We start from the raw sequence: 20,151 nt of genomic DNA on the forward strand, positions 1-20,151 counted from the left end.
TACAGTTACTCCCCATGCTCCAGGACTGCAGGCTCCATTAAATCTTTTTGGATCAGCAGGGAATAATCAGATTAATCTGACTTGGGAGGCTTCAATAGGTGCAACTAGTTATCATATAAAACGTGCAACTACTCCAGGCGGTCCTTATATAACAATTGCAAGCAGTGTTACTGGAACAACCTATACAGAAGCTACAACTGGAACCTATTACTATATAGTTACGGCTGCTGATTCTGTTAGTGAGAGTGCAGATTCCAACGAAATATCGGTTACGGCGTCAAATAGTCCCGGACCTGTCGTAACACCCGCACCGGCACCAAGTGCGGCACCGGTAACAAGCACTGCGCCGGCACCAAGCACCACACCAGCACCAAGCACTACGCCGGTACCAAGCACCACACCAGCACCAAGCACTACGCCGGCACCAAGCACCACACCAGCACCAAGCACAACACCGGCACCAAGTGCAACACCAGTAACAAGCAATACATCTGTACCTACCCTAGTGGTATTTGTAGATCTGGGCAAGGTATCCTGGGCCCAATCAGCAATCGAGAACCTGGTAGCCCAAGGTATTATACAAGGTAGAAGTGTATATAAATTCGCACCGACCCAAAATATATCACGGGCTGAATTTGTAACACTACTGGTACGTGCGTTGAATCTCACCAGTACTGGTTCATCTGCAACATTCAGTGATGTTAACTCAGGTGCATGGTACTCGGATGCCATATCAATAGCTGTGAATGCTGGTCTCGTCCAGGGTTCAGGAAGCGGAAAGTTTGAACCGGGCCGTGAGATCACTCGTGAAGAAATGGCGATTATGGTTGCAAATGCCCTGAGAACGAAAGGGCAACTGCAGTCAGTGGATAACAGTGCGGTGCTGCATAAATATGACGATCAAAGTAAAATTGCTTCCTACGCACAGGAGTCTGTAGCACAGCTGACTAACCTGGGGATCATTAATGGAATTAGTACTGATCAATTTGAGCCAAAAGGCAACACTAATCGTGCTCAAGCTGCAGTTATTATCTACCGCATTCTAAATCTGGCATCTTGATCATCTAGAAATGAGTCATGAAAAATTAGCAAAGCAGCGATTCTCCCGTTACTTGGGAAATCGCCGCTTTGCGTTACTGCTGATGTGATATGTATACGCATACCTGAATGTGAAATAATTCGGAGGCCCCGTAAGGATTTGCTTCCTCGGCTGAGCGTCCTCCAGGCAGCTGGAATGCCCGGGTCATCGCTGCAGCCGTCCGGCTGCTGGACAGCTCACCTGAGAGAACGCCAGAGCAATTGGCGGAAGAATCCGAGCTTCGGCTATTTCTCTATTATCATTTTGCAGACAAACAGGAACTGGATAAAGCTCTGTCATACATCAGGCCTATTGCTGTGTCTGGGCATCTATCCGGTCAAATACCAGCTACCCGTCATATGATTGACAGCTTCTACGCAGGGCATCTTCTCTTGCACTGCCCGTTCGATGACACTTCCTATATTGAAGCTGAGAAATTAATCAGGTCAATATCTAAGCAGGAGCCTTACAGCTACCACAAGGCTTGGGCAGTCCTGCTGACCAAGCAGGGCAAGAAAGCCGAAGCTGCACAACATTTGTCTCAATCCAGATTGTTGCTGGATCGCTGGTTCAGTCCATTCGGCACCTACCGGCTTGAACAAAGCGTATTATCACAAATTGAAAATCTGCTGCTATAACCCTCTTTAATGTTTTACGCAGTTTTATGCCAACTTTCTAATGGAATCCAACCATCCCAACTGTACTAAGAACGCCAGACGGGCTGGATTATTTCCTCTATCCTTGGAAACAACAAAAGACACCTCCAAGGGGTGTCTTTTGTGTCTAAAGCTCATCTGGATTTTAGGCTCAGCCGTTGTTACTCATTAACCCCTTCAGTCCATTGAAAAAAGGTCTAATGGTTTTGATCATCCCGTAGCCCATTTTCATCACCGGCATCGCTCTCCGGATCAGGCCCAGAAACCGTAAACCCCCGCTGAGCCCCGACGCCCCTGCACCGGAACCTCCTCCAAAAAGAGATCCCAGCAGCGGCATAAACGCAGAGACTTCTGCCTTTTGCCGGTGGCTGGGCCGTTTTTTACCGGATGTGCGGGTTGTACTGGTATAGGGTCTGGAGAGAATCAGAACGTCCTTTTGAACCCCGGTTATATAGCCTACATACGAACGTCCGTCATGAAGTGTAATGCAGACCGGCTTGCCCTTCAGCGCCTTGGCCCGCTTGCGGATTGTAGTTGGTTGTCCCATGGTATTCACCTCTTCGCTCTATTTACTCCTATATTACTCAGTGAATGGTGCGGGGCTTGTGCGAACGGGAAAATTTTATGGGAGTAAGTGATGGAGGACAGAAGAGGACTTCTATAGAATTAAGGGGTAAAGCACTGCAATTCAAGTCAAAACTACAGCAGCCGACTTTGCTAAGATCAATTGTGGAAGGAGGGAGCACCGCATGTACGAATGGAATGAGATGGTTCAGCTCATGGTGGATTGGGTCGACGGGGATATTGCCACCGTGCCTTCGCTTCTGGAAATGTCAGAGCAGCTTGGTTATTCGCCATATTACTGTACGAAGCAGTTTCACTCACTGACCGGAATGACGCTGCGGGATAACATCTGGCAGCGAAGAATCAGCCGCGCCGCTCTGGAGCTGCGGGACACGGATACCCGTATTCTGGACATTGCCGTGAAGTTCGGCTTTACGTCACAGGAAGCGTTCACACGGGCGTTCGTGAAAGCTTTTAAGATTACACCACATGTTTACCGGAAGGCACCGAGGCCTATTCCGCTCGCGATTCGCTCTGAAGTGTTCTCTCCTTATCATTATTTGATCAAGGAGCGGGGTAAGATGAGACAGGTGCATTTGCAGGAAGCGGATATCTTTATTGAGCGCATCCCGGCCCATAAGTTCATTGGGATCTGGGATGCTGAGGTGTCAGACTATGGACAGTTTTGGGGGAACGGCCACGATTGCGATGAGGTAGCGGGAACGCTGGAAAGTATGTCCCATCATACGCTGCCTGGACAGCTTGGCCAAACGGCAGGCTGGTTCTATCAGAATGGACACAAAGGATATCTGTACGGAATCCCTGTGACGGCGGACTACAGCGGGGAGATCCCTGAGGGAATGGAGGTCAAAGATATCCCGGAATCCGAGTACCTGGTCTTCTTCCACCCGCCGTTTGATTATCTGAAGGACAACGGTGAAGTAATGCGTACCGTCGAAGAGGTAGCCTGGAACTATATTCCGGAGAGTATGGGTTACCAATGGGATGAGGACACCAAGCAGGATTATCAGCGCCATTTCCCTGAGGGATACGGGTATGCGGTGCTGCGGCCGGTGAAGAAGCTGGGGTGAATTGCTTGAATAAAAAGAGAAGCGCTCCTGCGCTTCTCTTTAAGTACTCTATAATCTTTCGGTCTATGCTCCAAGTACTGCCTTGGCAAGGGTTCCCCCCCCCCCGGAAGTCCAAGAACATGGATTAACAGTTGGGTGGAGAGATTAAGATGCAGTATTATTCCATCTGTATCACAACAACAGCTCCAGCTTAATGGAGTTCCCCTTTTCAGGTCTCTTTTACTTTGCTTTCCTAGAAGAAGATCATAGTATTGGGGAGCTAAGCCAAATCCCGGACGGATCACGCTTATATTATCCACCGTCAACACTTCACCAGCCTGTATATCCTTGGCAACATACACCGATCGTCTGAATTGGAGGGAATGTTCTTCCTCCTTAGTAGGACCGATTGAAACCCAGCTACACCAAGGGTTTCTAAAAATTCAATGTTTTTCTACGGTATAATAAACATCTTTAATATGATCATAATTTGCTGCAATCTGCCGTAAAGTATCATTAGCGTTTAAATCAGCGGCAATTACTGTATCAAAATGCTGACTAATTCGAATCAATTCACTTTTATCTTCGTAAAACATAAAATGAACCGCTTGATGTGGATATATTTTTGTAAGATATTCTTTAAAATGAAAAGGTACAGCCAATTTTAGTAGTAAATTATCTCTATACATTCTTTTTGTTTCTTTTATCATCGTTTCAAGGTTGCTACTTTTTTCCGGTTCAGAGCAAAAAAGCAAAATAGCCCTATTGTAATCATACATACAACTGCTATTAATTAGCGCTAGATCAATTTCTTCCCTTATTCTTGCGAGTTCAATGTTATTTTTTATTTCAGTGTAATGATGTTTAACAATTGTTGGTGTATGTTTTTCCCGTAGAAGTCTTCCTGCATTTTTCCTTTTCTCGTTTTTTTCTTCTGTATTATAACTTTTGGATTTATAATGATAAATATAGCAGTCATCGGCAACCTTTAGTTTAAACCCTGCATTGACTGCCCGAATACAATAATCATCCTCTCCCCCATAGCAAGGAAAGTTTATTTCATCCTGAACACCTATTTTTTCAATGACGGAACGGTTAATCATATAACAAAACCCATTCACTTGATTAACAACTGGAAATATTCTTTTTGATTGTTGTTCTATAAAATAGGCCATTTGTTCAATGGTTAGCTCTTTACCGCCTAATTTTTCCAATTCGTTTACCGTGCCTCCATTTCCATTGACATCCTTAGGTACTGACTGATAGCTGGCCGAATTTGATAAAGGTCCAACAATCCCTGTACTGCTTTCAGATTCCATACAATCCATCAGTTTTTCTAACCAATGAATAGATACGATTGTGTCACTATTTAATAACACACAATATTTTGATGTGAACAATTTCAGTCCTTGATTTGATGCAATTGTGTAATCAGTCTTTGAGTGATTAGTTTTTAATATACAATCATATTTCCTTGCGAAAGAAGCTAAATAGTTTTTTGTTTCTTGTTCACTCCCACTATCCACAATGATTAAATTGAATGGAATGGTTTTTTTTGCTATTAAGGATTCTAAGCACAATTTGACATACTCCAACGCGTTATATACACAGACTACTACATCTATAGTATGTGATCTGTTTAAATTACCACTTTCCAATAACCTCACCTCTACCTCTATTTTTTCTCCCCTTTGAAGGCTAAAAGTTCATTCTATATAAGCGATTTCGCATTTTAATAATTTCTGGACGTCTTTTTGAAAGACTTAATGATTCAACAATAAAAGTTGAATTAGCAGTTGGAATTAGTTCATGCTTAAACCCCTGTGAATGAGTGCGTTTAAATATTTCTTGTGTTGCCCCACCATATTCATCAACACGCTCACAGAACATGCCAGCTCTGATTAGATCATTTCGGTAAACACAGGAGAAGTTCTCAACAAAGCCTTTTATTATTCCTTTTGTACCAAATAACCATTTTTTAGGCATTAGATTTTTGACAAATTCACTGATAGCATTGGAATGCATACTTATACGCTGATCGCAAAATACTAAAATATCACCACTTGCCTCTATTATCCCTACATTACGAGCTCTAGCTAGCCCGTAATCATTTTCCTTTCGGGATGTGTTTCGATATACAACTGGAAAAGAGACTGAACGTGCAAATTCCTCTATAACTGACTGATTTTCACTATTTGGATTGTCATCACAGATAATTAACTCTTTATTAACATAATCTTGAGCGGCAATAGATTGTAAACAATTAAGTATTGTATGATGATATTCATAAATTGTTACAATTACAGAGACTGGGGTTCCAGGAAAAAGGGACCTGTAAAGCTTTTGATAATTGTATGCTCTGCGTTCGTCTGCTTGTTTTGAGCCAATTTGCCAAGCTCTCTCGCGCATAACTAAGAGCTCTTGCTCGTTGCTCAGAAGATTCTCAATAGCATTCGTCAATGAAGCGACATCATTTAATGGAGACTCTAATAATCGCATACAATTCTTTTTGTTGAGTTCTGGCACATGTCCGACTAAACGGGAAAGAATTGGCACCCCAGAGTTCATGGCCTCTAATATTGAAACAGGTCCAATCTCACTTTCATCCGAGTTACACACGAATAAGGTGGATTGATAATACAATTGTTGAAGTTCTTCCTTACTCATCTCTTGCCGGTAAGTAACGCGTCCAGTTTCTAACACTTTAGTTAAATAACTTTCATCCGATTTTCGACCAACCAATAAAAGGTTTAGCCCAAGGTTACGGCATGCAACTGCTACTTCAAAGACTCCCTTTTCTTGCTTTATTTCATCGGTAACCATAATCAAATTTTTATTATTCGTCCACTTATCATTAAAAGTCCAGAAATTAGTATCCACTGTTAAAGAAATAAACACGCTGCCCGGTATTCTTCTTTGCATCGTTTTATTTGAAGAGACTACTTTATCAAACATGCTATATTGACTGTTATTTAGATAATCAGGAATATGGTTGGTTAATATTTTTTTCTTTTCTGAAAGCCAGGAATACCTGTTTAATAGCAAAAGCGCAATATGAGGATGTTGAAAATCAATAATGTCTGCATCCTTACCGTATTTTTCGAATCGCATAAGTTGAGAAGTACTTGGGGTTGTAGGATGTACATCGAAAACTTGGTAATCATAGCGATCCATATAGGGCAATAAACCATTAGCTAAATAATCTATATTTGAACCGATCTGGTCAATTACGCTAACTATTTTTAGCAAGATTATATCCCATCCTTTCCTCCCACTATAAAATAATAAATGCTCTGGATCCTTTCGTTCCTAGGATTTGCGCGAGTAGATTTTCCACTCACATCCTCAATTAACTTATGTCTCAAATTTAATCATTGTCACTTCATTTGAAAGAAAAGGCTACTGATTGTATTCCCCCCCCACCGGCCGCATCAGCGGGTATATCTTAAAAATTTTGATGGGTTACCAACAACTACATTGTTTTTCGGAACATCACGCAAAACAGCACTATTCATCCCAACATTCGAATTTTTCGATACCGACTTTCGTCTTTGCTATAATAGATTCTTTTTTTCAAAAATTTCGAGGACTTCCTATACCGTTCACAATAAAATGCGATGGAGGAAGATCTTTGGCAGTGGGAAGCGGGCCAAGAATGGGTAACCCTGCAATCCTTTGTCTCAATGATCTGGGTTATCATCAAGAAATCCGACACATTATTACACACTCCTTGAAAGTCTATTAGTTATATTAATGTATGAGACATTACAAATGTGTGTAATCGGAAGTTCCATTCATGTCTATGGAATGTTAAACATCCAATGCATAATATAGTTTTGAAACTTGTAGATGGATTTTTCATGAGTTGATTGTATGGACTAAATTGAAAGGAGTAACTTTTGGGAATCCGATTTCTTCTATTCGAAAACACCCGTCAAGGCTAAATGACCGCTTCGTGGCCCTGACGGGTTTACGGTCCTGGACAACTACTCCAGCTATTTTCGGACAACCCGTCCCATCCTCTTTTGGACATTATCTGGTACGTAGTTATCTTAAGCGATCATTCGCTAATAGACTCGAGGAGGGCATGCTATGAAGGTAGTTGTGTATACTTCTTTATTTGGTAATCATGATTCCGTTAAAGAACCCTTATGTATAGATAAAAGTGTGGATTATATTCTGTTTACGGATGACCCGAGCATAAAGTCTGAAAATTGGACGATTAAAGTATTGGAAAAACAATTTGAAAGCCCAAGAAAAATGGCTCGTTTAACCAAATTGTTATCTCATAAATTTCTACCAGAACATGACCTAAGCATTTATTTGGATGCAAATTTTAGATTAAAAGCAAAAGATATTTATGAAATGATAGTGGAATGTCTAGAGGGCCAAGATATTGCCTTATACAAGCATCCAAGACGAAACTGCACCTATCAAGAATTAGAACACTGTTTAAAGGTCAACAAAGTAAGCACCGAAATTGCGGACCGTGTAAAAATAAAGTATCTAAATGAAGGATTTCCTCGTGATTATGGATTATTTGAGAGTGGATTTATTATTAGAAAGAACACGGAAAAAATAAACCGATTGAATGAACTTTGGTGGAACGAAATCGCTACTGGAAGCGAACGAGATCAGTGTTCTCTAGTGTTTTGTCTGTGGAAAATGGGAATCACTGCAAATGAAATCAAAATTGGCCAACAAATTCGTATAAATCCCTATATCATTGGGTATAGACATAAAAATAATTCATAAAACTTTTGACACGGAGCCCCTGCGAGCACGATTTTCTTGCGATCGGACGATGCATTACCATTAGCTGAATGCATCCACTCGTCCCCCCCTACAAGATAAAAACGCACATCCTTCCTGCCTTTTTCTTGAATCTATTTTGCAGACCGTTTAGGCATTTTAATTAAGCATAAAAAAATTTAATGCATATTATGATATGAGACTATTTTGGAAGGGGAGTAAAAGTGGAAGAAAATCCGATTAAGATAACATTTATCCCCAAAAGAAGGCCTTTTATAAAAAATGCCACATCAAGACTTCGGGCTTTATATCTAATAGATCATCTTCAAAAGTTATTTCCCAACAAGTATATAGCTAATCTTGATGATCCGGAGAATGCTGACATTATTGTTGTGAATCAATCCGCTTCACAAGAAAATTTAATGAAAATTCTAGATCAAAAAAAGAAACGAAAGGTTTTTCTCATCTATGATGTGGTAGGACGGCAGTACGATGATGCCAGAGAATCATTTAACCAAGTTGCGCAGCAAGCTGATGTTATTACTGTTGCAAATGAAACTCAAAAAGCGCGGATAGAGGAATTGAAGCTAGGTAAACCTTGTTGCATTTTGAATGATGGTATCGATTATGTGGAACAATTGAACCCTTCCCTTTCACCGTTTAACGGAAAAGTAGTTTGGTTTGGTAATCACCAACTAGGTAATTTAGAATCAGCAATGTGGGCAATTGATTATATATCCGCACAACCTAAATATTCAGTAGGTGTTATAGGCAATAAAGAAATTAAATTAGACAATGTTGAGTTAATAGAATGGAAATATGAAGGATTTATTAATAATCTAAAACGTTATAGTCTATGCTTTTTGTCTCACGATAGTTTGGAAAAACAAAAGAGCAATAACAGATTGCTAGTGACGATTGCAAATGGTATTCCCACAATTGTATCAAATTCTGCTGCTTATTCTGAGTTACTTCGTAAGTTCAAGTTAGATTATGCCATTGTCGAAAATGAAAATGAATTACAAAGGGCTCTTTCCATCCTTAGTGATGAGGAACAAAGACAAAAGTATTTAAGTGAGATACAGCCTTATATTTTAGAGAACTACAATTATAATGCTGTAGCAAAAAAGTTTGATCAGATATTAAATCTCTACTACTTAAAAGGTATATAAGAGGTGTAATAAATGTCCAGAATTGCAGTAGTAGGTACAGGTTATGTTGGTTTAGTGTCGGGAGCAATCCTGTCAGACTTTGGACATAAAGTTACATGTGTTGATATTGATCAAAACAAAATTGCTCGTTTAAAACAAGGTATTATTCCAATATATGAGCCAGAATTAGAAACAATGGTCGAAAAAAATTATTATTATAAACGACTATGTTTTACAACTAATATCCAGGATGCTGTAGAAAAAAATGACATTATCATCATTGCGGTTGGAACACCGCCAGCAGATGACGGAAGTGCTGATCTTCAATATGTTCTTACTGTTGCCGAGAGTATAGCTACTTACATGAATGGATATAAGGTGATTGTCAATAAGTCGACTGTACCCGTAGGAACAGGACAAAAAGTCAAGTCACTGGTGCAAGATGCTCTAAACGAAAGAGGGGTGAACTATACTTTCGACGTAGTTTCAAACCCTGAATTTTTAAGAGAGGGATCTGCAGTTAGAGACTTTACTCATCCCGATAGAGTAGTTATCGGTGCTGAAAATGAAAAAGCCATCAATCTAATGAAAGAAGTATATCGAGTCCTATATATCAATGAAACTCCTTTTGTCATAACGAACATTGAAACGGCAGAAATCATTAAGTACGCATCAAATGCTTTTCTTGCCATGAAAATTACCTTTATTAATGAAGTAGCTAATCTTTGTGAAAAGGTGGGGGCTGACGTTCAAAAAGTAGCTAAAGCAATGGGAAAGGACGGACGCATCTCCCCCAAATTTTTACATGCAGGTCCTGGTTATGGAGGAAGCTGTTTTCCAAAGGATACCAGATCTCTCGTAAAAATTGCCCAAGATAGCGGTGAACCTCTCTCTTTAATAGAAGCTACTATAAAAGCTAATGAAAGACAAAAGCTTAAAATGGTAGATAAGATCGTGGATGCTCTGGGTGAAGTTGAAGGAAAAACTATAGCGGTTCTAGGGATTACTTTTAAACCTAATACAGATGATATGAGGGAAGCACCTTCATTGGTCATCTTACCAGAATTAGTAAGGTATGGTATAAAGCTAAAGGTATATGATCCAAAAGGACGTGAAGAAGGTACATGGCGTCTTCATGATATAAAAGATAACCTGATTTGGTGTGAAGAAACTTATGAGGCTATTACAAATACGGATGCTACTTTGATTCTCACTGAATGGAATGAATTCAGAAACCTGGATTTTGATAAATATGATGAACTAAATAGTGGAAAGTATTTCTTTGATTTTAGAAATATTTACGATAAACAAGAATTAACTGGAAAAGGATTTAAATACTATGGTGTAGGTGTGTAAAATGAATTTAAAACCTGTAGATAGCACAAAAACATATCTTGTTACAGGTGCAGCCGGCTTTATTGGTATGCACCTTTCCAAAAAGTTATTGAGCATGGGTTGCAAAGTAATAGGATATGACAACATGAACGATTATTATGACGTGAACCTTAAACTCAGCCGTTTAAACATATTGAAGAAATTTGATCATTTCACTTTCCATAAAGCAGATTTAATTGACAGGGACTATCTTGAAAACATATTTTCAAAAAACAATATTGATATAGTAATCAACCTGGCGGCACAAGCAGGCGTAAGATATAGCATCGAGAAACCAAATGTTTATATACAATCCAATGTTGTGGGATTCTTCAATATTCTCGAGATGTGTAGACACCACAGAGTAAGCCACCTGCTTTATGCTTCCTCAAGTTCTGTGTATGGTTCTAATCAAAAGATACCATTTTCAACAGAAGACATGGTTGATCAACCAGTTAGTTTATATGCAGCTACAAAAAAGTCTAATGAACTAATGGCACATACTTATAGTCACCTATATAAAATACCTGCAACCGGATTGCGTTTCTTCACAGTTTATGGTCCGTATGGAAGACCTGATATGGCATATTACTCTTTTACAAAGGCTATTATGGAAGATAAAATGATAAAAGTGTTTAATAATGGAGATATGTACCGGGATTTTACTTTTATTGATGATATTATTGAAGGTGTCACTAGACTTATAGAAAACTCTCCTGCAATAGTTAATAAAACCTTACCCTACAAGGTTTATAATATTGGGAATAATAAACCTGAAAGATTAACAGATTTAATTCAAGCGATTGAACATTCAACTGGTAAAAAAGCGATTAAAAAATATTATCCAATGCAAGCTGGGGATGTGTACCAAACCTATGCTGACATAAAAAATTTATTTGAAGATGTAGGCTTTAAACCAAATACATCAATTGACGACGGTATCAACAAATTTATAACCTGGTATAATCAATATTACAATCAAGTGGACATGAATTAGGGAATTGACTTATGTGTATTCTGTCAATTCCCTTTTTCTTTATTATTTAACAGTTTATCGAAAAATTGATATTGCGAAAGACTTGCTTTTTCTATTGAATAGTTTTTAGCGGTTTCTATTCCATTTAAGTGAAATTTATTTCTTATACTTTTATTTTCTACTAAGCAACTTATAAAATGAATAACCTCTTCGTTATTAGCAGTATCAACTAAAAAACTGTTGTATCCATGTACCGCATATTCATATATTCCGCCTATCTTTGGAAGGATAGTAGAGCAACCAATTGCCATTGCCTCTAATCCTGAACGTCCAAAAGCTTGATAAGTTGATAAATCAATAAAAATATTGGAGTCTTGTAAAAGCTTTGCAACTTGTTCCCTAAGGAGTATCCCCTGATTTTTAAAATCAAAATTCAAAGGAACATTTAAAGAGTTCAATTCATTATCAGAGCAACCAAATATAGAAATTTCTATTTTTGAATTATATTTTTCTTTTATCGCTTTCAACACATTCATTGTTTCTTTAGGCGATCTTCGAGGAGTTTTTGGCCTGACCATTGCCACAATATGAACAACATCTTTTTTACTATTATTTATTGTCACTGCAGGTTTAAAAAGCATGGTGTCTAAACTCGGAGCAATTTTATAAACCTCAATTCCATGATTTTCTTTTATTATATTACGGATCCAATTCGTTTTGGCAAAAGCATTATTATTTTGAATTAATGTATAAGATTCTATCGCTTCTTTATACCGATGATGATCTTTATCAAACATCAATGGTTCATAATCTTGTATATAGTAGGAGGGTTTTATATAGGGGTGACATTCGATGATGTTTTTTAACATTTTCACCGTTGTAAATACGGTAGCTACTACGATGTCAAAGTGTTGAGAAAGGCGAATTAATTCATCTTGATTTCTATAATAAACACAAAATTCATCAGAATTTAAGTATTTTTCAGAAAATGAAATCTTATAATTAAGGTTGTTGGCTATTTTTGCATTTACATTCAATGTACGAAGTCCCATTGTTTCCTGTACAACTGAGTGTGATCCCCCATCTCCTCCTTTTGTTGGCAAAATAAATAAAATCGAGATATTACTTCTTTTTAACTTTTCACCGTTTTCTATCGCATTTTCAACTTTTTTCCTCAAAGTGTTTAGTTCCTTATTTTCTTTTAAAACAGTCATACAATCTTTTATTTCTTTACTGGAATACTTTCTGCAAATTAGCTTATCTGCTTGTTTTTTTAACAATTTTTTTTGGTCACTCGTGTAACTGCTAGATTTATAATGATACACGTAACAATCGTCGGCTACTTTTAGTTTGAAGCCAGCATTTTTTGCTCGGATACAATAATCATTTTCTTCGCCATATCCTTCCGAAAAAGTCTCCTGATCAAAATAACCAATTTTATCTATAACCTCTCTTTTAACCATTAAACAAAATCCATTTAAAAGTGGAACTTCTGGATAACATTTATCTGACTGGTTTTCCACTAAATTTGAGATCTGTTCCAAGTTCATTTTTTCTGGGAGTGAATTTTTTGCCCAATCATTTTGTTCAAACAATTTTGGTACGGATTGCCAAGAAGCTGCATTGGAAAGAGGACCTGCTATACCTACAGCTTCCTCAGATTCTATACATGCAATTAGCTTTTCTAACCAGCGAAGTGTAACGATTGTATCACTATTAAGTAACACACAATGTTTAGAAGATGATGCCAGCAACCCTATATTAGCGGCAATTGTATAACCTTGTGCATAATCATTTCTAATAAGCTTACAATTATAGACTTCAGCATATGCCCTTAAGAATCTACTTGTTTCCTTGTTACTGCCATCATCAACTATAATAATATTAAAGGTTAATGTTCTCTTAGCAATTAATGACTCGAGACATACTTTTACTTCCTCTAAAGCATTATGCACACAAATGATTACATCAATTTCTTCAGTATTAGTTTCATTACGTTCATCATTACTTAATAGATTTTGCTTATTCAGTCTGTCTTCTTCTAAAATAAAACATATTAAGCCCGGTTTTTTTTCAGTCATTCCATTATTTATATTCTCGTAAATTTGTCTCCTTGTTCTGGCGTAATCCCAAATTCTGATATTAGTAATTTCACCAATAAAAAAACCGTAATTACTCAGACCCCCGATTATCCCTGAGGCAAAAACATTTGTTTTCAGGCTTTTCAAACCCATTTTTCTAATCTCACCATTAATAAAAAGATATGGGGTTTTATCACGATAAACAATTGCAATGTGAGTCCAGTCAGTAATACTTGTTTCATATACTAAAGTAGCTGGCAGATGATTTGCTGTATGTTCAAAAACTGAAACACCATTCGTCCCTACTGACACTCCTGTTCCAGCATACTCATGATCGCCCCCATAACCAGCCGCAATAACATACCTTTGATCTGAAATACCTGAAGCACCTATAACTGACTCTTTACTAATTTTATGAGCTGCTTCAGGCTTAACCCAGAATTCATATGTGAAGTTATTCTTTACTTCCTTAAATATGGATTGAATTGTTAATAAATCGCTACCACCGAACCTCATTTTAATATCACCCTTTTCTTTGAACATTAGCATTGTATCGAGCTGTCAATGTTCACGGAATACCGGAAAATACCACATGAATCGGCGTCTAGACCAAGCACAGATCCTACGGTTATCTACCTGCAGTTTATGCACGCCGTAACCTGTTCACCACCAAATATATCCGCTTACCTAGCTAAGTAACAGTCACTTTCGCTTAGAGAGCCCCCTCCCCGGGTGGCTCTCAATTATTACCTCAATGGCTCTATCCCACCGAAATATTCTTTCTTCGTGACTTTAATACTTCGTATTAACATTAGATCAAAGATTTTTTTTGATTTGTCTGATGATCGTGAATTCTCCATTTGAAGTATTTATTATCCCTAATATAATCATCGAGAATAGAAAAAGGGGTATTATACTTCCAAGCGATATAATTAAAGCTCATCTGATCTCTTTTACTGAAGTTTTCAACTTCATTCCACCAAGCGTCCATTGTTTCTATAATTTTTGGATCCTTGTGTCTCCTTAAAATTACTCCAGTAGAAATAAGGCCATTATTTTCTGGATATCTCTCTTTTTCATATCTTTCAGCTTGGGCAAGGATGACATTTTTATCATCTTTGTTTCTCCTTATACAAGCTTCTGCTTCTTGGTATATACAGTTTCTTCCATCGGAGTGCCTAAAAAAGACAAGTGAAGATTCCTTCAAATAACTTTGCAGCAACTCGTATAGATCTCCAACGATAGTAATATTTGCATCTACCCATACACTGTAGGTATAGTCTTGAAAAAACAAGTGAGGTAGTATTTTTACATATCTTGCCTTTCTTGTCGAATCAAGATTATTATGTGGTAGTGGTATTACTTTCCAAAAATTAGACTTTATATCCGGATTGTCAGTAAAGCATACATAATCAAATTTATCGGATTTATACCGGGGTTCATAAAGATTGTCATAATTAGCTGTGATAGCAGTATATACGACAACTTTATTTTTATTAATTTGACCGACTGAAGTACCTACATCAGATTGTATTATTTTGTTTTGCTCCATTAGTAAATACCTCCAGTGTAAAAGTTCTGAGCCAGGTACCTGTTATGCTGAATGAAGCTCAGCAACCTGGAGGAGAATCTCCGATCCTTACAATGTTAGGTGTATCTATATTTTTAAAGGCATTTCTTGTATCTATAATTAAGTTAGAATTTTCCGAGATCTCTTGGTAGTTATAAACATTATGGTTTGTTAATAAGATAATACAGTCAAAATTACGAAGATTAGGATGATCCAATTCAATTGAATGTACAATATTTCCTTCATTATCTGTAAACTGGGTTGCATAAGGATCATTGTATTGCACTAAAGCGCCCATTTCCTTTAATGTATGATAGATAGAAAGACTAGGAGATTCCCGTAAATCATCAATATTCGGCTTATACGCCATGCCTAGTAATAATATTTTAGAGTTTCTGACAGATCTATTAACATTATTAAGTGCTGTTTCAACTTTATTTAACACATACTCCGGCATATAATGATTTATTTCATGTGCTAATTCAATGAAACGGCTATAAAAGTTTAATTCTCTTGCTTTCCACGATAAGTACATAGGGTCAAGAGGAATGCAGTGTCCTCCAACACCAGGGCCAGGAGAAAATGGCATAAAACCAAAGGGTTTTGTACTCGCTGCTTTAATTACTTCCCATATATTTATTTCTAATTTTTCGCATAACATCGCCATTTCATTAATAAATGCAATATTCACACTGCGAAATGTATTTTCTAAAAGCTTACTCATTTCGGCTATCTTAGGGGAAGAAACAGTCACAAGTGATTGAATGGCATCCTTATATAACAAGGTTGCTATTTCAGTACATAATTGTGTTTTCCCTCCAATTACTTTTGGTATGTTTTTTGTAATATATTTTCCATTACCAGGATCTACTCTTTCTGGGGAAAAACAAAGAAAATAATCCTCACCAGCTTTATATCCTTTTTTTGTCAATTCATATTCGATCAATTCCTCTGTTGTACCCGGATAAGTAGTACTTTCTAAAATAATGAGTAATTCTTTATGCATATATTGTTTTATTTCTTCAACTACTGATTTTATATACGACATATCCGGGATGTAATCTTTTGTTAAAGGAGTAGGAACACAAATGTTAATAGAATCTAAAGATGAAATTACTGAAAAATCATTTGTAGGAATGAATTTTTTACTGTTTATCACTTCGTGTAAATCTTCTTTATTTACTCCTGTAATATAGAAATCCTTGTTCTTTAATCTACTGATTTTTTCTACATTAATATCAATTCCATAAACTTGGTAACCTTTTTTTGATAATTCAATTGCTAAAGGCATCCCTACATAGCCAAGTCCAATTACGCCAACTTTAGCCTTTAGAGAAATTAATTTTTCTTTTAAATTAGAATATGGTGAGTTCATCTCCAATTCTAAGACCTTCCTTCTTTCTGCATTTTTTACTTATAATTACATTATATTTCAGTAAAAATGGATTGAATGGACTTCGTGATATAACCCTTGTCAATCAATATCGCCCCCCAAGTGCTGTATACTTTCATACTATGTATTGATAATCAAAACGTAATAGGATATAAGACTAAATTTAGCGTGTGAATTAGTCTCATCTAATTCGCATGTTGTTTTTAATGTGGCAAATATCATCGGATCCCCGCTTAAATACCGCAAAGAAGGAAAGCTGGCATTTTACTCCCTGGTAGATGAACATGTGCGGCAGCTGATTCAGCTTGCTTCTAAACATAGTCAGGAGTTGATGGAAGTTGGAAAAGAATACACAAAACGAAGATGAAGAAGGACTGGCGGAAGTCAAAGTCACGGGGGGAGGTGGGGATTTTTGGAACTGGAAGAGGGAAAGCGTCCGCTCGAAAGCTTTCCGAAGGAAAGCTCGCATCGGAGCATATGCTGTCTCCGGATTTTATCCGCTAGAAGTGGTATAAATCAGGAAATCCGGAGACAACAGCGGCTGGATGTCCAAAACATTCGCCGTAGTTACGGCAATTTAAGATTGAACCTTCATCAGCAAATGATCGATTCGATGTTGAAAGGTGTGTGAAGTCAACACGCGTATTCTTGCTTGTATAGCCATTTGTCTGCGTTCCTCGCCGTGTGCCATATAATAATGAATCTTCTCAAGTAAATCATTCTTATCTTTGAAAGAAACCATTTCCTTGCCTTCCTCAAAATGTTTCCCCAGCTCTTCCTTATAATCCATAAGTTGAAAGGCTTCACAACTGGCAGCATCAAAGGTTCGATTGTTGATACTTTTGGCAATCACACCGATACGGTTTTTGTTGTATTTCTCATCAGAAGGACGATGGATATTTAGAACGATTTTTGAACCATTATAATAATTCACAACCGTTTCGGGCTTTACCCAGGCATTCACTACATGTAAATTCCGATTCCGATTTTTCCATTTATTATAATGTTGTGCCCATCCTCTCCCGACGATTTGGATACGGTAGTCTGTTCTCGTTAACAGGAATTCTATAAGTTCAATTCGATTGCTATAGGGTACTCCTACTAAACAGATATCACTTGTAAACTCTTCAGAGACGGGTGTGGAATGAAATACCTCCGGGTCTGTTCCTAGCGGAAGATGATAGACATATGGATGTCCAAGTCTTTGATATTGTTCTACTGCAGCTTGGTCGATGGTGAAAATGTAGTCGAAATAAGGGATAAGCGGTAAAGTCCAATCCATATAATATGGATCTTCCGTCATCCAAATGGCCGACTTTACGTCAGCTTGTTGCAAGAATTCCAATATGGGTCTGGAGATCTTCAATCCGGTCATGGCTACAATAAGATTAGGCTGCAAGGTTTGTGTCATGAGTTTTAATGCAGTTATATCATGGTTTAATGTAAATATTTCACAGTAGTGGCCTGCATTCTGAAATGCTGTTATAACACGTTGTTCGAAAAAGGAATAAATGGCTCTAAAACCTGAAGTAATAAAAATGATTTTCACATTTCTTCCTCCCTTGTACAGGTAAGAGTTTTTAGTTCATAGGACAATGTACAAACACTTAATAATTTATGCCATATGATGATTAATAAATAATTGGAGGTGAACAAATGTCACATGTCTTAGTTGAATTTGCTAGAAGCTCCCAGACAAACCTGGACAATGGGGTGAGTATTCCCATTAATGCATCCCCAACGTTGATATTAGAATTTGGTATTAATGTTCCGACTGCAACTAACATCATAGAACTTCATACGACAGTAGGTTGGGAGGTGATAAACGTTTTTACTACACCCCCGGATCAACCCAAGCTCTCTCTTCAAATCCGTTTGGATGGAGTCGTTGTCAGTAGTGCTGAGCAAGGGGCTATCTCAAACGATGAAGAAGCACCGCTGTCAATGACCACCTCGTTCCAGTCGATTCTTGCAAATTTATCTGTTGGATTTCATGTCATTCAAGTGTTTGCCTCAAACCCGGAGGATCTCCAAGGGGATGTAACAATAACCGGCCCAGCCCACATTTCTGCAAAAGTATACGCGCCTTAATAGAAAAAAACTCCTTTTGTAGAAGGCTTCCTTCTACGAGAGGAGTTTTTTCTAATATACTATTCATCTGTATGGCAGCATATGCTAAGTAGTTGAACATGAAAACATCATTTCATAAAAAAAATATTGCCCTCCCACCAGATTCATGATATATTACTTCTTGCGTTGCATTTCTTAATTTGCGGTCATGGCGGAATTGGCAGACGCGCTGGCTTCAGGTGCCAGTGGTAGCAATATCGTGGAGGTTCGAGTCCTCTTGACCGCATAACAACACAAAAGCTTCTGTACTGCTCATCCGGGCAGCGCAGAAGCTTTTTTGGTATGTTTTGTCTAGTAAGACAGCGCGGTTGAGGCTGAATGGGATGAGGTCTGCTGCTTGCGAAACCCGGAGGGAGATATGCCGCTCAGCTTATGGAATACCCGGTTAAACTGGGAGAAGCTGTTGAAGCCGCACTGTTCGGCGATTACGGAAATCTTCAGCCGGGTGCTGATCAACATCTGCTGGGCATTGCGGACACGTATCATTTGGATATACTCGGTCAGTGTAGAGCCGGTAACCGACTTGAACTGATGGGATAAATAATAAGAGCTGATGTAGAACTCCCTGGAGATCGAATCCAGAGACAGTTCGCTGCTGAAGTGACTGTGGATGTATGCAGTAACTGAATATATTTTTTGCATAGTGGAATTCCCTACTTCCTCCAGGACATAGCTGTTTCGCTCTCTTTGCTGGTACAGGGCACACAGAAATTGCTGAAACAAACTGTGAACCCATACAGGATTCAGGGGGGAGGCGCCGTGTGATAAGGTGAAGATCGAGTTCAGGGGATCAAACACAGCTCTCCGTGACTCGCCACTCAAACGGTAGATAGGCACTTCCTCTTCAAAAGAGAGAAACATATTTTTGTAAGCGGTTTCTAATCCAGGTATATTCTTGGGCATAGCGAAGTTAATGATCAGTCTCTTGTGGGGCGGACCTACCGGATATTGTGTCTTGTGCAGACGGTGCGGACGAAGCAGAACGATATCATATTGCTGAAGAGCATACGCATTCCCTTCGATCATATGGGTCGCTCTGGAATCCATTAAGATATGAATCTCATAAAAATCATGAAAATGCTGAAATTCCATATTGATGTCGTGGGACCGCTGGTCATAATCAAAGTAATAAAACAGCGAATCAGCCGGTGTATTAATGCTTACGCTATATCCTTGCTCATACAACAAGTCGCTATCGAGCATGTCCTGTCGCCGCCTTAGTCTGTAAGATGCCCTTATTATAAATCCAGAAAAGCAATATATGCAATATAAATGGGGGATAACAGCAAATATAACGTAGTTTTTGAGGGGAGGGATTTGCTATATTGACAGTATGAAAGCGGATACAAGGAGTGA

At 38.2% G+C, this 20,151-nt stretch carries 19 protein-coding genes and 1 tRNA gene; 10 read left to right on the plus strand and 10 right to left on the minus strand.

What is annotated here, in order from left to right; all coding sequences use genetic code 11:
• Window positions 1-210: 210 nt before the first annotated feature.
• On the minus strand, window positions 211-486 hold the full coding sequence (locus ACAN54_RS16950) for a hypothetical protein (RefSeq protein WP_379157571.1): 276 nt from the start codon (window positions 484-486) through the stop codon (window positions 211-213).
• Window positions 487-505: 19 nt separating this feature from the next.
• Here ACAN54_RS16950 and ACAN54_RS16955 point away from each other — a divergent pair, with 19 nt between their 5' ends.
• Together ACAN54_RS16955 and ACAN54_RS16960 are read left to right on the plus strand one after the other, a co-directional pair.
• Window positions 506-1,060 carry an S-layer homology domain-containing protein gene (locus ACAN54_RS16955; RefSeq protein WP_379157574.1) on the plus strand — a complete coding sequence of 185 codons (555 nt, stop codon included), beginning with the start codon at window positions 506-508 and terminating at the stop codon, window positions 1,058-1,060.
• A 239-nt stretch (window positions 1,061-1,299) separates the two neighbouring features.
• On the plus strand, window positions 1,300-1,716 hold the full coding sequence (locus ACAN54_RS16960; RefSeq protein WP_379157577.1) for a hypothetical protein: 417 nt from the start codon (window positions 1,300-1,302) through the stop codon (window positions 1,714-1,716).
• 169 nt (window positions 1,717-1,885) lie between these two features.
• Here ACAN54_RS16960 and ACAN54_RS16965 read toward each other — a convergent pair whose 3' ends face one another.
• Entirely contained in the window at window positions 1,886-2,281 is a 396-nt protein-coding gene (locus ACAN54_RS16965; protein ID WP_379157580.1) for a hypothetical protein, read from the minus strand.
• 202 nt (window positions 2,282-2,483) lie between these two features.
• On the opposite strand from ACAN54_RS16965, the gene ACAN54_RS16970 reads away from it, so the two are divergent.
• The gene (locus ACAN54_RS16970) at window positions 2,484-3,389 is read left to right on the plus strand and encodes a helix-turn-helix domain-containing protein (RefSeq protein WP_379157583.1); all 906 of its coding nucleotides are present in this window, start codon (window positions 2,484-2,486) and stop codon (window positions 3,387-3,389) included.
• Here ACAN54_RS16970 and ACAN54_RS16975 read toward each other — a convergent pair.
• The 3 genes from ACAN54_RS16975 to ACAN54_RS16985 form a co-directional block, all read right to left on the minus strand.
• A complete protein-coding gene (locus ACAN54_RS16975) occupies window positions 3,326-3,730 on the minus strand; it encodes an SAF domain-containing protein (protein ID WP_379157586.1) in 405 nt (134 codons plus the stop codon). The genes ACAN54_RS16970 and ACAN54_RS16975 overlap by 64 nt on opposite strands.
• Window positions 3,731-3,811: 81 nt before the next feature.
• The gene (locus tag ACAN54_RS16980; protein ID WP_379157589.1) at window positions 3,812-5,026 is read right to left on the minus strand and encodes a glycosyltransferase family 2 protein; all 1,215 of its coding nucleotides are present in this window, start codon (window positions 5,024-5,026) and stop codon (window positions 3,812-3,814) included.
• 40 nt (window positions 5,027-5,066) lie between these two features.
• Complete coding sequence (locus tag ACAN54_RS16985) at window positions 5,067-6,617, minus strand: glycosyltransferase (RefSeq protein WP_379157592.1); 1,551 nt, start codon at window positions 6,615-6,617, stop codon at window positions 5,067-5,069.
• An 843-nt stretch (window positions 6,618-7,460) separates the two neighbouring features.
• Between ACAN54_RS16985 and ACAN54_RS16990 the strand changes: the two genes are divergently transcribed.
• The 4 genes from ACAN54_RS16990 (at window position 7,461) to ACAN54_RS17005 (ending at window position 11,642) form a co-directional block, all read left to right on the plus strand.
• Window positions 7,461-8,123, plus strand: coding sequence for a glycosyltransferase domain-containing protein (locus ACAN54_RS16990; protein WP_379157596.1), 663 nt, complete (start codon window positions 7,461-7,463; stop codon window positions 8,121-8,123).
• A 221-nt stretch (window positions 8,124-8,344) separates the two neighbouring features.
• Window positions 8,345-9,292, plus strand: a complete 948-nt coding sequence (locus tag ACAN54_RS16995; protein WP_379157599.1) for a glycosyltransferase — start codon at window positions 8,345-8,347, stop codon at window positions 9,290-9,292.
• Window positions 9,293-9,304: 12 nt separating this feature from the next.
• The gene (locus ACAN54_RS17000) at window positions 9,305-10,627 is read left to right on the plus strand and encodes a UDP-glucose dehydrogenase family protein (protein ID WP_379157602.1); all 1,323 of its coding nucleotides are present in this window, start codon (window positions 9,305-9,307) and stop codon (window positions 10,625-10,627) included.
• Window position 10,628: 1 nt separating this feature from the next.
• The gene (locus tag ACAN54_RS17005) at window positions 10,629-11,642 is read left to right on the plus strand and encodes a GDP-mannose 4,6-dehydratase (protein WP_379157605.1); all 1,014 of its coding nucleotides are present in this window, start codon (window positions 10,629-10,631) and stop codon (window positions 11,640-11,642) included.
• Window positions 11,643-11,665: 23 nt separating this feature from the next.
• On the opposite strand, the gene ACAN54_RS17010 is transcribed toward ACAN54_RS17005, so the two are convergent.
• The 3 genes from ACAN54_RS17010 to ACAN54_RS17020 all read right to left on the minus strand — a co-directional run bounded on the left by ACAN54_RS17010 (window position 11,666) and on the right by ACAN54_RS17020 (window position 16,647).
• The gene (locus tag ACAN54_RS17010; protein ID WP_379157608.1) at window positions 11,666-14,251 is read right to left on the minus strand and encodes a glycosyltransferase; all 2,586 of its coding nucleotides are present in this window, start codon (window positions 14,249-14,251) and stop codon (window positions 11,666-11,668) included.
• A gap of 262 nt (window positions 14,252-14,513) precedes the next feature.
• Window positions 14,514-15,254 carry a glycosyltransferase domain-containing protein gene (locus tag ACAN54_RS17015; protein WP_379157611.1) on the minus strand — a complete coding sequence of 247 codons (741 nt, stop codon included), beginning with the start codon at window positions 15,252-15,254 and terminating at the stop codon, window positions 14,514-14,516.
• Between the two features lie 58 nt (window positions 15,255-15,312).
• Window positions 15,313-16,647, minus strand: a complete 1,335-nt coding sequence (locus ACAN54_RS17020) for a nucleotide sugar dehydrogenase (protein ID WP_379158719.1) — start codon at window positions 16,645-16,647, stop codon at window positions 15,313-15,315.
• A gap of 356 nt (window positions 16,648-17,003) precedes the next feature.
• Here ACAN54_RS17020 and ACAN54_RS17025 point away from each other — a divergent pair, with 356 nt between their 5' ends.
• On the plus strand, window positions 17,004-17,180 hold the full coding sequence (locus ACAN54_RS17025; protein WP_379157614.1) for a hypothetical protein: 177 nt from the start codon (window positions 17,004-17,006) through the stop codon (window positions 17,178-17,180).
• A 62-nt stretch (window positions 17,181-17,242) separates the two neighbouring features.
• On the opposite strand, the gene ACAN54_RS17030 is transcribed toward ACAN54_RS17025, so the two are convergent.
• On the minus strand, window positions 17,243-18,214 hold the full coding sequence (locus tag ACAN54_RS17030; RefSeq protein ID WP_379157617.1) for a CgeB family protein: 972 nt from the start codon (window positions 18,212-18,214) through the stop codon (window positions 17,243-17,245).
• A gap of 107 nt (window positions 18,215-18,321) precedes the next feature.
• Between ACAN54_RS17030 and ACAN54_RS17035 the strand changes: the two genes are divergently transcribed.
• Window positions 18,322-18,756, plus strand: coding sequence for a hypothetical protein (locus tag ACAN54_RS17035; protein WP_379157620.1), 435 nt, complete (start codon window positions 18,322-18,324; stop codon window positions 18,754-18,756).
• 181 nt (window positions 18,757-18,937) lie between these two features.
• Window positions 18,938-19,021 (plus strand) — tRNA-Leu (locus ACAN54_RS17040).
• A 65-nt stretch (window positions 19,022-19,086) separates the two neighbouring features.
• Here ACAN54_RS17040 and ACAN54_RS17045 read toward each other — a convergent pair.
• Window positions 19,087-19,998 (minus strand): helix-turn-helix transcriptional regulator, encoded by a 912-nt coding sequence (locus ACAN54_RS17045; protein ID WP_379157623.1) that lies wholly within the window; start codon window positions 19,996-19,998, stop codon window positions 19,087-19,089.
• Window positions 19,999-20,151: the final 153 nt, after the last annotated feature.

This window comes from Paenibacillus diazotrophicus (genome assembly GCF_042610465.1).

Excerpts from the sequence above, each read along its gene's own strand:
- ACAN54_RS17035 (WP_379157620.1), top strand. The coding sequence starts at position 18,322 with ATGTCACATGTCTTAGTTGAATTTGCTAGAAGCTCCCAGACAAACCTG.
- ACAN54_RS17005 (WP_379157605.1), top strand. The coding sequence starts at position 10,629 with ATGAATTTAAAACCTGTAGATAGCACAAAAACATATCTTGTTACAGGT.
- ACAN54_RS16965 (WP_379157580.1), bottom strand. The coding sequence starts at position 2,281 with ATGGGACAACCAACTACAATCCGCAAGCGGGCCAAGGCGCTGAAGGGC.
- ACAN54_RS17015 (WP_379157611.1), bottom strand. The coding sequence starts at position 15,254 with ATGGAGCAAAACAAAATAATACAATCTGATGTAGGTACTTCAGTCGGT.
- ACAN54_RS16970 (WP_379157583.1), top strand. The coding sequence starts at position 2,484 with ATGTACGAATGGAATGAGATGGTTCAGCTCATGGTGGATTGGGTCGAC.
- ACAN54_RS17000 (WP_379157602.1), top strand. The coding sequence starts at position 9,305 with ATGTCCAGAATTGCAGTAGTAGGTACAGGTTATGTTGGTTTAGTGTCG.
- ACAN54_RS16990 (WP_379157596.1), top strand. The coding sequence starts at position 7,461 with ATGAAGGTAGTTGTGTATACTTCTTTATTTGGTAATCATGATTCCGTT.
- ACAN54_RS17020 (WP_379158719.1), bottom strand. The coding sequence starts at position 16,647 with ATGAACTCACCATATTCTAATTTAAAAGAAAAATTAATTTCTCTAAAG.
- ACAN54_RS17010 (WP_379157608.1), bottom strand. The coding sequence starts at position 14,251 with ATGCTAATGTTCAAAGAAAAGGGTGATATTAAAATGAGGTTCGGTGGT.
- ACAN54_RS17045 (WP_379157623.1), bottom strand. The coding sequence starts at position 19,998 with ATGCTCGATAGCGACTTGTTGTATGAGCAAGGATATAGCGTAAGCATT.